The 13685-nt window shown below is 74.7% G+C and carries 10 protein-coding genes; 8 read left to right on the top strand and 2 right to left on the bottom strand.

From position 1 onward, the window contains the following. Positions 1 to 60 precede the first annotated feature (60 nt). The 4 genes from ACFWP2_RS16785 to ACFWP2_RS16770 all read left to right on the top strand — a co-directional run bounded on the left by ACFWP2_RS16785 (position 61) and on the right by ACFWP2_RS16770 (position 4544). Positions 61 to 909 (top strand): hypothetical protein, encoded by an 849-nt coding sequence (locus tag ACFWP2_RS16785; RefSeq protein WP_380451745.1) that lies wholly within the window; start codon positions 61 to 63, stop codon positions 907 to 909. A 273-nt stretch (positions 910 to 1182) separates the two neighbouring features. Next, positions 1183 to 2022 (top strand): hypothetical protein, encoded by an 840-nt coding sequence (locus tag ACFWP2_RS16780; RefSeq protein WP_380451743.1) that lies wholly within the window; start codon positions 1183 to 1185, stop codon positions 2020 to 2022. 160 nt (positions 2023 to 2182) lie between these two features. Continuing rightward, positions 2183 to 3133 carry a (2Fe-2S)-binding protein gene (locus ACFWP2_RS16775; RefSeq protein ID WP_380451741.1) on the top strand — a complete coding sequence of 317 codons (951 nt, stop codon included), beginning with the start codon at positions 2183 to 2185 and terminating at the stop codon, positions 3131 to 3133. Between the two features lie 214 nt (positions 3134 to 3347). Continuing rightward, complete coding sequence (locus ACFWP2_RS16770) at positions 3348 to 4544, top strand: DUF2637 domain-containing protein (protein WP_380451739.1); 1197 nt, start codon at positions 3348 to 3350, stop codon at positions 4542 to 4544. 75 nt (positions 4545 to 4619) lie between these two features. On the opposite strand, the gene ACFWP2_RS16765 is transcribed toward ACFWP2_RS16770, so the two are convergent. Further along, positions 4620 to 6977: a SpoIIE family protein phosphatase gene (locus tag ACFWP2_RS16765; RefSeq protein ID WP_380451737.1), complete on the bottom strand. Its 2358-nt coding sequence runs from the start codon at positions 6975 to 6977 to the stop codon at positions 4620 to 4622. 442 nt (positions 6978 to 7419) lie between these two features. Continuing rightward, entirely contained in the window at positions 7420 to 7806 is a 387-nt protein-coding gene (locus ACFWP2_RS16760; RefSeq protein WP_380451735.1) for an ATP-binding protein, read from the bottom strand. A gap of 671 nt (positions 7807 to 8477) precedes the next feature. On the opposite strand from ACFWP2_RS16760, the gene ACFWP2_RS16755 reads away from it, so the two are divergent. The 4 genes from ACFWP2_RS16755 to ACFWP2_RS16740 all read left to right on the top strand — a co-directional run bounded on the left by ACFWP2_RS16755 (position 8478) and on the right by ACFWP2_RS16740 (position 12773). Further along, a complete protein-coding gene (locus ACFWP2_RS16755; protein WP_380451733.1) occupies positions 8478 to 9188 on the top strand; it encodes an urease subunit gamma in 711 nt (236 codons plus the stop codon). Continuing rightward, on the top strand, positions 9185 to 10906 hold the full coding sequence (locus ACFWP2_RS16750) for an urease subunit alpha (RefSeq protein WP_380451731.1): 1722 nt from the start codon (positions 9185 to 9187) through the stop codon (positions 10904 to 10906). The genes ACFWP2_RS16755 and ACFWP2_RS16750 overlap by 4 nt, the downstream gene beginning before the upstream one ends. Positions 10907 to 10988: 82 nt before the next feature. After that, the gene (locus ACFWP2_RS16745) at positions 10989 to 12038 is read left to right on the top strand and encodes an agmatine/peptidylarginine deiminase (protein ID WP_380451729.1); all 1050 of its coding nucleotides are present in this window, start codon (positions 10989 to 10991) and stop codon (positions 12036 to 12038) included. Positions 12039 to 12173: 135 nt separating this feature from the next. After that, positions 12174 to 12773 (top strand): TetR/AcrR family transcriptional regulator, encoded by a 600-nt coding sequence (locus ACFWP2_RS16740; RefSeq protein ID WP_380451727.1) that lies wholly within the window; start codon positions 12174 to 12176, stop codon positions 12771 to 12773. The last annotated feature ends 912 nt before the right edge of the window (positions 12774 to 13685 follow it).

The raw sequence follows: 13685 nt of genomic DNA, 5'->3' as shown, positions 1-13685 counted from the left end.
GACATTTCGGGGAGCATGGGAAACGTCCCACCCACCCGCCCCCGACGGACGGAGACCGCGATGGCCGGACTGCCCGACGACTTCACCGGACACGACCCCACGCGGCCGGGGCCGGGCGGTGGCGCCCGGGCGATCCGCTGCCCCGCCTGCCGCCGCGAGCACCTCTACGAGCCGCCTTCCCTCCCCTGCCCGTGCGGGGCCTCGCTCAAGGTGCCGCTGCTGCGCGGCGGGGTGCCGGTGCAGGTGCGCTTCCGGTCCTGGGAGGACTCCTGGCTGAGCATGCGCTGTCCGCACTGCGGCCGCTCCGACCAGTGGCCGCAGCCCGAGTTCACCTGCAACTGCGGTGCGACCGTCCGGCTGCCGGTGGACCGCACCACCCGGCTCGGCGGCGGCACCGCCGCCCCGCTGGCCGCCCCGGGCCCGCAGGCCGCCCGCCCGTACCCGGCCCACCCGGCGAACGCGCCCGCACCGGCCCCGCCGGCGCCGCCCTCGGCCGGGCGCTCCCGCCCCTTCCGCCACCGCGCGCCGTTCCGCCCGCATCCGGTGCGCACCTCGCAGGACGCGGTGTTCACCGCCGCCCGCTACCTGGAGTGGCTGGGCTTCGACGACCTGGAGCTGACGGAGGCCCAGGAGCGCGACGGGGTCACCCTGCTGGGCAGCCGGATGGTGGCCCAGGTGGACACCTGGACCGAGCCCGCCGACGTGAAGTCGGTCGAGTGCCTCTGGCTGCAGACCCTGCACGCCGAGGAGATGGCCGCGGCGATGTTCACCCTCGCGGGTTATTCGCACCAGGCCACGGTGCGCGGCGAACAGCTGCTGGTCGCCCTGTTCAGCCTGGACCTGGCGGGTGTGCCGCAGCCCGCGAACGGCGCCGCCGAGGCCCTGATGGAGACCGGCTGGACCTCCTGACCCACCGGGCGGCCCGCCGGACCACCCGCCCGGCCGCCGCCCGTCACCACGCCCCGCCGCCGCCCGGTCTCCTCCCTTGCGCACCCCTAGATCATTTTTCCTCCAAAAGCAACAACCTTCGCTCGTGATCTGGTGCACAAGCTCACCCCCGTGTTGAATTGCGGCCACAGCGCGGGCCTTTCGCCCTGTCGTCGTCCTGCGTGCGGGTCGTGGCGACAGGGCCTCAGGGGCAGGTCCGCGCCCTTGCCGGATGGCGCACACAAGGAGGTGGCGTTGTCGGAGCACGGATGGGACCCGAGCGGCCCCAAGGGGCGGGGGCGGGCAGCGGAGGAGCCGGGTGACACCGTGTGGCGGCTGAGGTCCCGGGGGTGCTGGCAGGAGGCCGCCGAACAGCTGCGGCCGACCGCCGAGCACGACCCGGACGCGGCCCTGGGGCGGGCCGAACTCCTCATCGAACAATGCCTGTTCACCGCGGCGCACTGGACCCAGGCGGAGCAGGCGCTGCGCCTGGCGGAGGCGCTGGCCGCCGGCACCGAGCAGCGCGCGGCGGCCGCCTGCGCCCGCGGCTTCCTCGCGTACGTGGCCAGCGTGCTCGGCCCGCGGGACCGGCTGGACGAGGCGCAGGCCGCGCTCGGCCGCACCTCGGCGCTGCTGCCGCCGGACGCCCCGGGCCGCCCGCTGCTGGACTTCCGGCGCGGGCTGGTCGCCGAGAACCTGCTGCGCGACCGCAGCGCCGCGTGGATCGCCTACCGCCGGGCGCACGAGGGCGCCGGCGAGCGCGGGGACGAGCTGCTGCGCTCGTACACCTGGCGGCACCTGGCCGCGCTGGCGCTCTCGCGGGGGGACCGCGGGAACGCCCGGGAGGGTTTCGAGGCCTCCCTGCGGCTGCGCGAGCAACTCGGCTTCACGGTGGGGGTGGCGCCGGCGCTCGCGGCGCTCGCCGAGGTCTCCGAGCCGCCCGAGGCCGCGCGGCTGCGGTCGGAGGCGGCCCGGCTGGTGGCCGGTCTGGGCGGGGTGCCGGTCTGGCTCGCGCGCCAGTTGGGCGCGGCCCGCGCGCCGGGGCCTCCCACGGACGGGCGCATCGCGAGCGAGGCTGGCGGAACAATCAGCTAAGGTGAGGCTAACCTGGCCGGGGGGAGCAGTACCCCGGCCAGGTCGCCTTGCCGTTCCCCGGGCACCGCCATGCCCCGGTCCGGCCCCGTCCGGCGCGCCACCACCGCCGGGCACCGCCGGGCGGACCATGGCCGCCCCGGTCGACCCGATGGGGCCGCCCATGACCGCGAGCAGCACCCGGCCCGGCCCCAGGCCGCGCGCCCCCCGCACCACCGGGGCGCGCACTCCCGTCCCCGCGCCCGCTCCCCTCACCCCGGGCGCCCCCTCGTACCACCGGCTGTCCGGACTCACCCCCATGCTGACGGTGCGGTGCGCCCCGCCCCGGCGCCGCGACGGCTGGCTGCCCGCCGCCGACCTCGCCGCCCGCCCCGAGGCGGTGCGCGAGCTGATCGCCCACGACGCCCGACAGGGCCTCGCCCGCTACGGGCGGCCGCTGCGCCCGGACGTCGCGGCCGGCTTCGGACTGCACCGCTTCGTCTGGCCGGTCTCGCTGCTGTTCACGCTGCCGTGGTTCCTGGAACGGCGCGTCCCGCTGCTCGCCCTCGGGGACGTCGCGCTGCGCCGGCACCCCGACACGGTCGAACTGACCGTCCGTCCGGCGGAGTTCGCCTGCCTGCCGGACGATCCGGCGGCCGGCTCGGGGCGGGCCCGGACGGTCCCGGACGAGCCGGCGCTGGCCGCCGCCCTGCGGTCCGCCCTCGGCGCCTTCCTGACCCCGGTGCTCACCGCCTTCGGCCCGGAGGCCAGGCGCGGGCCCCGGGTGCTCTGGGCGATGGCCACCGACGCGGTGGTGGAGGGGCTCTGCTACGCGGGCGGGCTGCTCGGGGAGCAGGAGCGGGCGCGCGCCGAACTGTCCGCGCTGCTGGCGCCCGGCGAGGCCCCCGACCCCGCCGGGCGCGGCGGCGCCCTCGACCCCGCGCGCACACCCGGCGCGGGCGACCGTCCCGCTCCGGCCCCGGCCCCCTTCGCCCCGGGCGCCGGTTTCGCGACCCCGGCGCCCGGGGCGGACGGCGCGCCGCCCCCGGACCGGTCCCGGGCCAGCTGTTGCCTCGTCTACACCGCCGATCCGAAGGACATGTGCGGCGGCTGCCCGCGCGTCATGCGACGTTGACGAAAACCTGTCCGATATCGGGTTCGAAAAGACCGCTATTCCTGGAACAACCCACGTCGGATTCCTCTGACCATGCGATGGTCACCGGGTCGAAAATCCCTCTCCTCAACGCATTGACGGCGAATCCGCCATTCCCCCGCCGGGCTTCCGCCATGATGGTCCCCGCCATCACGGCGCAGGAAAGCGACGCAGGAAAGCGAGGCCGGCTCCGGCGATGAAATTGTCCGACATACCGCTCGGATGGGCGATCACCGTGGTCGTGGCGCTGCTGGTCAGCGTCCTCCTGATGGCCCGGATCCGCAGCCGGGGGGCCGCCTCCGCCACCGCCGGCACGGATTCCTGGGAGCGCGCCGAGGACCGGCGCCGCCGCAAGGAATCCCTGTACGGCGCCGCCTCCTACACCCTGTTGTTCTGCTGCGCGGGCGTCGCGGCCGCCCTCTCCTTCCACGGCCTGGTCGGCTTCGGCGTGCAGAACCTGGGCCTGTCCGGCGGCTGGGAGTACCTCGTCCCGTTCGGCCTGGACGGCGCCGCGATGTTCTGCTCGGTGCTCGCCGTCCGCGAGGCCAGCCACGGCGACGCCGCGCTCGGCTCCCGGCTGCTGGTCTGGCTCTTCGCCGGCGCCTCGGCCTGGTTCAACTGGGTGCACGCCCCGCGCGGCCTCACCCACGCCGGCGCCCCGCAGTTCTTCTCCGGCATGTCCCTCTCGGCCGCGATCCTCTTCGACCGGGCGCTCAAGCAGACCCGCCGGGCCGCGCTGCGCGAACAGGGCCTGGTGCCGCGCCCGCTGCCGCAGATCCGCATGGTCCGCTGGCTGCGCGCCCCGCGCGAGACCTACGCGGCCTGGTCGCTGATGCTGCTGGAGAACGTCCGCAGCCTGGACGAGGCGGTCGACGAGGTGCGCGAGGACAAGCGGGAGCGCGCCGTCGAGAAGCAGCGCCGCAAGCTGGCCGGGCGCCGGGCGCGGGCCGAGATCCGGGCGATCAACCGCTCCCACAGCGCCTGGCGGCGCGGCGGCGGCAGTGGCAGTGGGACGGCGCGGCAACCGGCGGCCGGCCCGGAGGCCGCTCTGACCGCCGGAGCGGAACCGGCCGGGGTGGAGCGATCCGGTGCGGGACGTCCAGGCCTGGAACGATCCGGTGTGGAACGTCCAGGCGTGGGACGGGCCTTGGCGGAACGGGCCTCGGCGGAACGGGTCCCGGCCGAGCGCGGTGGGACGGAGCGGGTCGGGCCCGAGCGCCCCGGCGCGCCGCGCGAGGTGGAGCCGGCCGGGGGCACGGCCGCTCAGCCGGGCCTGCCGGCCCGGCCGGAGCGGCGCGCCGTCGACCTCACCCTGGAGGAGGACACCGTCACGACGTCCCGCCTGGACCTGCTGGAGCGCAACCTGAAGGACCTGGAGCAGCAGTTCGGCTGATCCCCTCGGGTCCGACGTCCGGTTCCCGTTCCCGTTCCCGGCCTGACTCCCCGTCCCCGGCCCGGGGACGGGGAGTCAGGCCGCTGCCACCGCCGTCCCGCTGAGCTCGAACCACATCCGCTTGCCCGATCCCCGCGGCTCCACGCCCCAGGAGTCCGCGAGCGCCTCGACCAGCATCAGCCCGCGCCCGGAGGAGGCCTGCTCCCCCGGCGTGCGGCGGGTCGGCCAGAGGTCCGACTCGTCCTCCACCTCGACCCGCAGCCGGGCCCGGCCGCCGTCCGCCTCCGGCTCCCGGTAGAGCCGGGCGGTGAACATGGCGTCCCGGTCGGTGTGCCGGATGGCGTTGGTGACCAGCTCGGAGGAGAGCAGCTCGGCGGTGTCGATGAACTCGGCCACGCCCCAGCGGCGCAGCGCGTCACGCAGCTCGGCCCGCACCTCGGCCACCCGCGCCAGGTCGGCCTGGCCGATCCGGCGGCGCAGCTGCTGGGCGGTCAGGCCGCCCGCCGGGCCGTCCCAGCGCAGGAGCAGCAGTGCTATGTCGTCCTCGCGCTCGCTGGAGTCGGCGGCCTGGGAGGCGATCCGGTCGGCCAGCTCCTCCAGCGGGTCGCGGGCGGCCTCCACGGCGTCCGGCAGCGGGCGGGCGAGCACCCGGGTGAGCCGGGAGACGCCCTCGTCCAGGTCCATGCCGCGCGCCTCGACCAGGCCGTCGGTACAGAGCAGCACGGTCTCGCCCGGGTCCAGGCTGAACCGGGTGACCCGGTACTCCTGGTCCGGGTCGATGCCCAGCGGCAGCCCGCCGGCCACCGGCACCACGGCGGCGGTGCCGTCCGCGCGGCGCACCACCGGGTCGAGGTGCCCGGCCCGGACGGCGTAGACCACGCCGTAGTCCACGTTGACCTCGGCGTAGGCGCAGGTCGCGAAGTGGTCGGTGTCCAGGTCGGCGAGGAAGCGGGAGGCGCGGGCCATCACGGCCGCGGGCGGGTGGCCCTCGGCCGCGTAGGCGCGCAGCGCGATCCGCAGCTGGCCCATGATCCCGGCGGCGTGCACGTCGTGGCCCTGGACGTCGCCGATCACCAGGCCGACGTGCCCGCCGGGCAGCGGCACCACGTCGTACCAGTCGCCGCCGATCTGGAGGCCGGAGCCGGCCGCGAGGTAGCGCACGGCGGTGGTCACACCGGGGACGGACGGGACGGTGCGCGGCAGCATCACCCGCTGGAGGCCGGCCGCCAGCTCGTGCTCGGCGTCGTGCAGCCGGGCCCGGGCCAGCGACTGGGCGACCAGTCCGCCCAGGGTGGTCAGCAGGGTGCGCTCGTCCGCGTCCAGCTCGCGCTCGTCGTCGAAGCTGACCACGCAGACGCCGATCGCCCGGCCGCTGGCCACCAGCGGCAGGTACGCCCAGGAGCCCCGGCCGGTGCGGCTGGTCGGCTCCCACACCTCGGGGTAGCCGTCGCGGAACTCCTCGCGGGTCGAGACGAAGACCGGCGTGCGGTGGCGCAGCGCCTCGGCGGCCGGGTGGCCGGGCGGCAGCACGGTGCGGTCCCAGACCGCCAGCGTGTCGGCGCGGTAGCCGGAGGCGCCGAGGATCTGCGCCCGTCCGGCCTCGAAGGAGGCCAGCACCAGGCCGTCCGGCGGCAGTCCGGGCAGCGGCAGCTCGGTGAACACCCGGGCCACGTCACGCACGGTGACGGCTTCGGAGAGAGCGCGCGCCGCCTCCTTGATGAACCGGGAGCGCTCCTCGCGCAGCAGGGCCATCCGGTCGGCGTGGTCCCGCTTGTGCAGCTCGACGGTGGCGTCCCAGACGAATCCGACCATCCGGGAGGCCCGGCCGAAGGCGTCGGCGAGCACCCGGCCGCGGAAGCGCACCGCGCGCATGCCGCCGTTCGCCCCGACCGTGCGGTAGTAGGCGCCGCACTGGCCCAGCTCGGCCACCGCGCGCTCGACCCGGCGGCGCACCACGGGCGCGTCCTCGGGGTGCAGCAGAGCCAGGAAGGAGGCGGCGGTGCGGTCGAACCGGCCCGGCTCCAGGACGTCCAGTCCGACGATCGCACAGGCCCGCTGGTCGCCCTCCAGGACGTCGCGGCGGATGTCCCAGTCGAAGGAGCCGATGCCGTTGGCCGCCATCGCGGGCTCCAGCCAGTCCGGCATGGTGTCCGCGGAGGACGGCGGCAGTCCGCCCGACAGCACGGGCGCCAGCCGGGCGGCGGCGAGACTCGGGGACGGGCGCACCCCGGAGCCGCGGCGCGAGGGCTGCGCCGGCGGCCGGGCCCGGCCGGTCCCGGCGGTGGCGGGGCCGGCGGCGAGCTGCCCGGGGGTGCGCGACTCCGGGGCGCCCGGCTGCTCGGCGACGCGCGGCGTGGCACCTCGCGGTGCGGCGGCCCGCGGCGTGGCGGCTCTCGGGTTGGCGGCTCTCGGGGTGGCGGTGCGCGACTCCACGGTCCTCGGCTCTACGGTTCGCGGCTCGACGGTTCGCGGCTCGACGGCGGGCGCCGCGCCGGGAGGAAGTGCCGACCCCGGCGACTCGGGCTCAGTGGGCATGCTGCTCCTGCCGCTGCCGTGGCGGACCGCGCCGACCGTCCGGACGGGCCGCGTGGCGGTGTGATGGGTCGTGCTGGATAGGACGGTGCGACGGACGGTGGCCAGTCGAGGTTCGGTCTCCCCGCTGCTTCCCGCACGTGGACACACATTCCCACCATCCTGGCCAATGTTCGGCCGAGCGGCAATGCCAACGGGCCGGAAACCTTCCGTTCCGCCTTCCACTCAGGGCATCCTTCGTCGGCGAATCAATCGCCGGCGAACCATCGTACGGCCCCGGGGCCAGCGGCGGGCCCGGGGCCGTCAGGCCGTGTCGGCGCCGGTGCCGGCGTCGGTGCCGGGCTCAGGGCGTGGCGAGCTCGAACCAGGTCACCTTGCCGTCGCCGCGCAGCTGCACGCCCCAGGAGTCCGCGAGCGCCTCCACCAGCAGCAGGCCGCGCCCCGAGGTCGCGTACTCGGCCTCCGGATCGCGGCGGCGCCCGGGCAGTCTGCTGGTGCCGTCCTGCACCTCGACGCGCAGCCGGTGGTCCGAGCCGAGCACGGCCTCGAACACCGCGCCCTTGCCGGTGTGCAGCAGCGCGTTGGTGACCAGCTCGGAGGAGAGCAGCTCGGCGGTGTCGGACAGCTCCGGCACCCCCCAGTGGCTCAGCGCCGACCGCAACCGCCGCCGGACCGCGCCCACCCCGACCAGGTCCGCCGGGTCGAGCGCGAGATGCAGCCGCCGGTGCACGGCACAACCCGGAGCCGGCGTGCCCGGCAGGGTCGTCCCGGTGCCGCCGGTCGGCCCCTGGACCGGCCCGGACCGGTAGGCGTCGCCGGAACTCGTCCGCTGCCGCGGGAATCGCGACTGACCGTCCATCAACACATGCCCCCGCCCTGAAATCCGGGCCCCCGCCTCCGGATCCCCCGCCGGCCGGGTGGCCCCCTCGTTCTGACCACTCATCCTCATGCCCAGTTGACGGCGTTTGCAACAGTGTGCGTCCGATCACGTGGGGTGAAAGGGGCACGGGGTGGTTCGCGTGATCCAACTGCCCGCGCCGGACAGGTTTGCGAAGCGCAGAGGCCGTTTTCGAGGAAGCCGTCACCCGATCCCGCGCACGCCCGGCGCCCGTACGGACCGCGCGTCCGACCACGCGCCCCTCCCCCGCTCCCGCCGTGCGCCGGGCACGGCACCAGGGCCGTGGGCCGCTCCCGCCCGTCGGCCCCGGCCCGTCGGCCCGGCCGGCTCCTCACCCCCCTCCCCCGCCCAGCAAGCCGAACCCCCGCGCAGCGGCAACGCTGGACAGGGCGGCCCGGTGCGGGTTCAATGACCCGAGATGTTTGAACGACGTTCTAACATCGACACCGACAGCCCCGAGGCCCCGAGCCGACCCCCTCCCCGGCGACCGCGAGCGAGGAACCGTGCGACTGACCCCCACCGAGCGGGACCGGCTGCTGATCTTCACAGCAGCCGAGCTGGCCCGCGCCCGCCGCGCCCGAGGCGTGCGCCTCAACATCCCCGAGGCCACCGCCCTGATCGCGGACACCGTCTGCGAGGCCGCCCGTGACGGCCGGCGGCTGGCCGAGGCCATCGAGGCCGGCCGCTCCGTGCTGACCGCCGACGACGTCCTGCCCGGCGTGCCGGACGTGGTCACCGTCGTCCAGGTCGAGGCCGTCTTCGAGGACGGCACCCGCCTCGCCGTCGTCAACGACCCGTTCAAGGGCGCCGGCTCGCTCGGCGACGAGGCCCCCGGCGGCGCGCTGATCGGCGACGGCGCCGGCTACGACCCGGTCGAGGAGACGCTGCTGCTCCCCGTGCACAACACCTCCGCGGTGCCGATCTCGGTCACCTCGCACTTCCACTTCTTCGAGGCCAACCCGCGGCTGGCCTTCGACCGGGCCGCCGCCTACGGCACCCACCTCGCCGTCCCGGCCGGCTCCTCCGTGCGCTTCGACCCCGGCGCCACCGTCGAGGTCGGCCTGGTGCCGATCGGCGGCGCGCGCGTCGCGATCGGCTTCGCGGGACTCGTGGACGGCCCCCTCGACGCGCCCGGCGCGAAGGAGGCCGCCCTGGCCAAGGCCCGCGCGACCGGCTACCTGACCGGCTTCGACGACTCGGAGGTGCCCTCGTGACCTCGATCACCCCGCACGACTACATCTCCGTACACGGCCCGCGCGCCGGGGACCGGGTCCGGCTCGGCGACAGCGGACTGATCGTCCGCGTGGAGTCCGACTCCCAGGCACCCGGCGACGAGTTCCTGGCCGGCTTCGGCAAGACCGCCCGCGACGGCCTGCACCTCAAGCCCGCCGCGGTCCGGGACACCTGCGACGTCGTGATCAGCAACGTGCTGGTGATCGACGCGGTCCAGGGCATCCGCAAGACCTCGATCGGCCTGATCGGCGGCCGGATCGCCTCCATCGGGCGGGCCGGCAACCCGGACACCCTGGACGGCGTGGACGTGGTCGTCGGCACCGGCACCACGATCGTCTCCGGCGAGGGCATGATCGCCACCGCCGGCGCCATCGACACCCACGTCCACCTGCTCTCGCCGCGGATCATGGAGGCCTCGCTGGCCTCCGGCGTCACCACCATCATCGGCCAGGAGTTCGGCCCGGTCTGGGGCGTCGGCGTCAACTCGCCCTGGGCGCTGCGCCACGCCTTCAACGCCTTCGACGCCTGGCCCGTCAACATCGGCTTCCTGGGCCGCGGTTCGTCCTCCGACGAGGCCCCGCTGATCGAGGCGCTGGCCGAGGGCGGGGCGTCCGGCTTCAAGGTGCACGAGGACATGGGCGCGCACACCCGCGCCCTGGACACCGCACTGCGGGTCGCCGAGGAGTACGACGTCCAAGTCGCCCTGCACACCGACGGGTTGAACGAGTGCCTCTCGGTCGAGGACACCCTGAAGGTGCTGGAAGGCCGGACCATCCACGCCTTCCACATCGAGGGCTGCGGCGGCGGACACGTCCCCAACGTGCTGAAGATGGCGGGCGTGCCGAACGTCATCGGCTCCTCCACCAACCCGACGCTGCCGTTCGGCCGGGACGCCCTCGGCGAGCACTTCGGCATGATCGTCTCCGCGCACGACCTCAAGGTCGACCTGCCCGGCGACGCCGCGATGGCCCGCGACCGCATCCGGGCCGGAACCATGGGCGCCGAGGACGTCCTGCACGACCTCGGGGTCATCGGCATCACCTCCTCCGACGCCCAGGGCATGGGCCGGGCCGGCGAGACGGTCCGCCGCACCTTCGCCATGGCCGGGAAGATGAAGGCCGAACTCGGCCCGCTCGACGGCACCGGCTCGTACGGGACGACGGAGAGCGGCGACGACAACGAGCGCGTGCTGCGCTACATCGCGAAGCTCACCATCAACCCGGCCATTGCCCACGGCCTTTCCCACGAGGTCGGCTCCATCGAGGTCGGCAAGCTCGCCGACATCGTGCTGTGGCGCCCGGACCACTTCGGCGCCAAGCCGCAGCTGGTCCTCAAGGCCGGCTTCCCCGCCTACGGCGTGGTCGGCGACCCCAACGCCTCCACCGACCGCTGCGAACCGCTCGTCCTGGGGCCGCAGTTCGGCGCCCACGGCGCGACCGCCGCCGACATCTCGGTGGCCTTCGTCGCCCAGGCCGCCGCCGACGGCGCGTACCTCGACCAGGCCGCCGACGGGCTGCCCACCCGCCGCCGCCGGGTCGGCGTCCGGGGCACCCGCGGCATCGGGCCGCGCGACATGGTGCGCAACGCCCGCGTCGGCCACGTCGAGGTCACCGAGACCGGGCTGGTCTCGCTGGACGGCTCGCCGCTGCGCTCCGAGCCCGCGGACAGCGTCTCGCTCAGCCGCCTCTACTTCCTCTGAGCCCTCCTCCGAGCCCTCCCCTGGGCCTTGCCCGAGCCTTCCCCCGAGCCCCCTCCAAGGCCCCGGACCCCTTTAGGACTTGATGATGACCACCCCCACGCCCGCCTCCCTCGGCTACCGGATGCCCGCCGAATGGCACCCGCACGAGCGCACCTGGATGGCCTTCCCCACCACCAACCCCACCTTCGACGGCCCCGAGCAGCTGCACGCCGCCCGCCAGGCCTGGGCCGCCGTCGCCGACACCATCGTCCGGTACGAGCCGGTGACGCTGATCGTCAACACCGGTGAGACCGAGGAGGCCCGCACGTACGTCTCCGAGCGGGTCGACATCGTCGAGCGCCCGCTGAACGACGCGTGGATGCGCGACATCGGCCCGTCCTTCCTGATCGACGGCAAGGGCTCGCTGGCCGCCGCCGACTGGATCTTCAACGGCTGGGGCGCGCAGTCCTGGGCCCGCTGGGACAAGGACCAGCACATCGCCGAGCACATCAGCGAACTGACCGAGGTGCAGCGCTTCGCCTCCCGGCTGATCAACGAGGGCGGCGGCATCCACGTCGACGGCGAGGGCACGGTGCTGGTCACCGAGACCGTCCAGCTCGGCGAGGGCCGCAACGCCGACTGGACCAAGGAGGAGGTCGAGGCCGAGCTGCACGCCTTCCTCGGCACCACCAAGGCGATCTGGCTGCCGCGCGGACTCACCCGCGACTACGACGAGTTCGGCACCCGCGGACACATCGACATCGTCGCCTCCTTCGTGCGCCCGGGCGTCGTCGTCGCCCACGTCCAGCCCGACCCCTCGCACCCCGACCACGAGGTCTGCCGCGAACTGGTCGAGGTCCTGCGCGCCGCCACCGACGCCCAGGGCCGCCCGCTGGAGGTCATCGAACTGCCCGCCCCCACCGTCCTGCTGGACGAGGACGGCGAGCCCGTCGACTACTCCTACATCAACCACTACGTGGCCAACGGCGCGGTCGTCCTGTGCGCCTTCGACGACCCGCGCGACCAGGAGGCCGCCGCCATCCTCGCCGACGCCTACCCGGGCCGCACCGTCGAACTCGTCGACGCCCGCGAGATCTTCGCCAACGGCGGCGGCATCCACTGCATCACCCAGCAGCAGCCGAAGGCGCTCTGACGCCCGACGTCCCACCGACACCCCGCCCGGGCGGGGGCCCTCACGCCCCCGCCCGAGCGGCCCGCCGCGCCGCGCCGCGCCGCGCACCGCTCCGTTCCGTCCCGTCCCGTCCCGTCCGGCCGAGGAGACCCGCACATGGCCGACCCCCGCCCGCGCCGGCCGGCCCGCCCCCGCGAGGAGGTCTTCGCCACCGCCCGGGCCGCGATCGCCGAACACGGGCTCGCCAAACTCACCATGGCCGGGCTCGGCAAACAGCTCCAGATGAGCGCCGGACACCTCCTCTACTACTTCGGCAGCAAGGACCAGCTGCTGCTGGAAACCCTGCGCTGGAGCGAGGACCAGCTCGGCGCCCGCCGCCGCGAAGCCCTCGCCGACCACACCCTCGACCCCTGGCAGCGCCTCGACGCCTACCTGCGCCTCTACCTGCCGGAGGGAGCGGGCGACCCGCGCTGGATCCTCTGGGTCGAGGTGTGGGGCCGCTCCCCCGCGAGCGCCGAGATCCGCCAGGGCCAGCAGGAGATCGAAGCCCCCTGGCAGGCCGACCTGGTCGCCCTCATCGAGGAGGGCACCACCACCGGCCACTTCACCCCCGGCCCCGCCGCCGACCGCGCGCTGCAGATCCGCGCCCTCCTCGACGGCCTCGCCGTCCCCATCGCCATCGGCCTCCCCGACGCCCACCGCCCCGCCGCCCTCACCCAGGCCACCGCCGTCACCGGCATCCTCCTGCGCACCTGACCCCACCGGGGCGGTCGCAGAACGCCGCACAGACCGTCAACTTCCCTCGCAGCAAAGCGAACCGGCTCGCGGTCGGGGCCGCGGATCCGCCGGGCCGGTGCACACCGGGCGGCAGGCGGCGAGCCGTCCGGGCGTTCCCACCCCGCAGCCACACCCACCGCTTCACCACTTCTCCTTCCTGCGAAGCCCCCCGCCCGGCACCTCCTCGCACCCCACGCCCGTCCGCCAACACGCGTGAGAAGTCGACCCCGTCGACTTCTCACGCAAACGCCCGGGCGCCTGGTCAGCGGAAATATGCCGACCGGTCTACAGATTTGTCCATGTCCGGTGGCCTTGCGCCGTGTGAAAAGTCGGCCCGGCCGACTTCCTGTGCGCACCAGGGTCTGGCGGGCAAAAATATGTCGACCGGTCTACAGACCCTCTGGGACGTACCGAGCGCCGGCGCATGCGTGAGCGCGCAGCGCATGGGAAGTCGGCCCGGCCGACTTCCTACGCACCACCTCGGTGAAAGCGCACACTGAATATGTCGACCGGTCTACTGATTAACCGCCTGAAAAGTCCCGAGCGCCGGGCGCATGCGTGAGCGCAGCGCGTGAGAAGTCGGCCAGGCCGACTTCCTGTGTGTGCCACCTCGGCGAAACACACAGGGAATATGCAGACCGGTCTACAGATTCACTCCCAACCACAACGGGTTCCGAGCTGCCTGCGCGTGTGTGGGTGCGCGGCTCATGAGAAGTCGGCCTGGCCGACTTTTCGGGTGGCGGGCAGGGGTGGGGGTCCTGTGGGGCTGTGCGCGAGAAGTCGATCGGGTCGACTTGTCGCGGACGCGGGGGGGGGGGGGGGATGGGGGCGGGTCGGGGGTTTATCGGTCCAGATTGCGGGGGGCGTTCGGGAGTCGGCGTAGGCCGTGGG

Origin of the sequence: Kitasatospora sp. NPDC058444, assembly GCF_042721415.1 — a bacterium.
Lineage (GTDB): Bacteria > Actinomycetota > Actinomycetes > Streptomycetales > Streptomycetaceae > Kitasatospora.
This window is presented reverse-complemented; position numbering and strand designations above follow the sequence as displayed.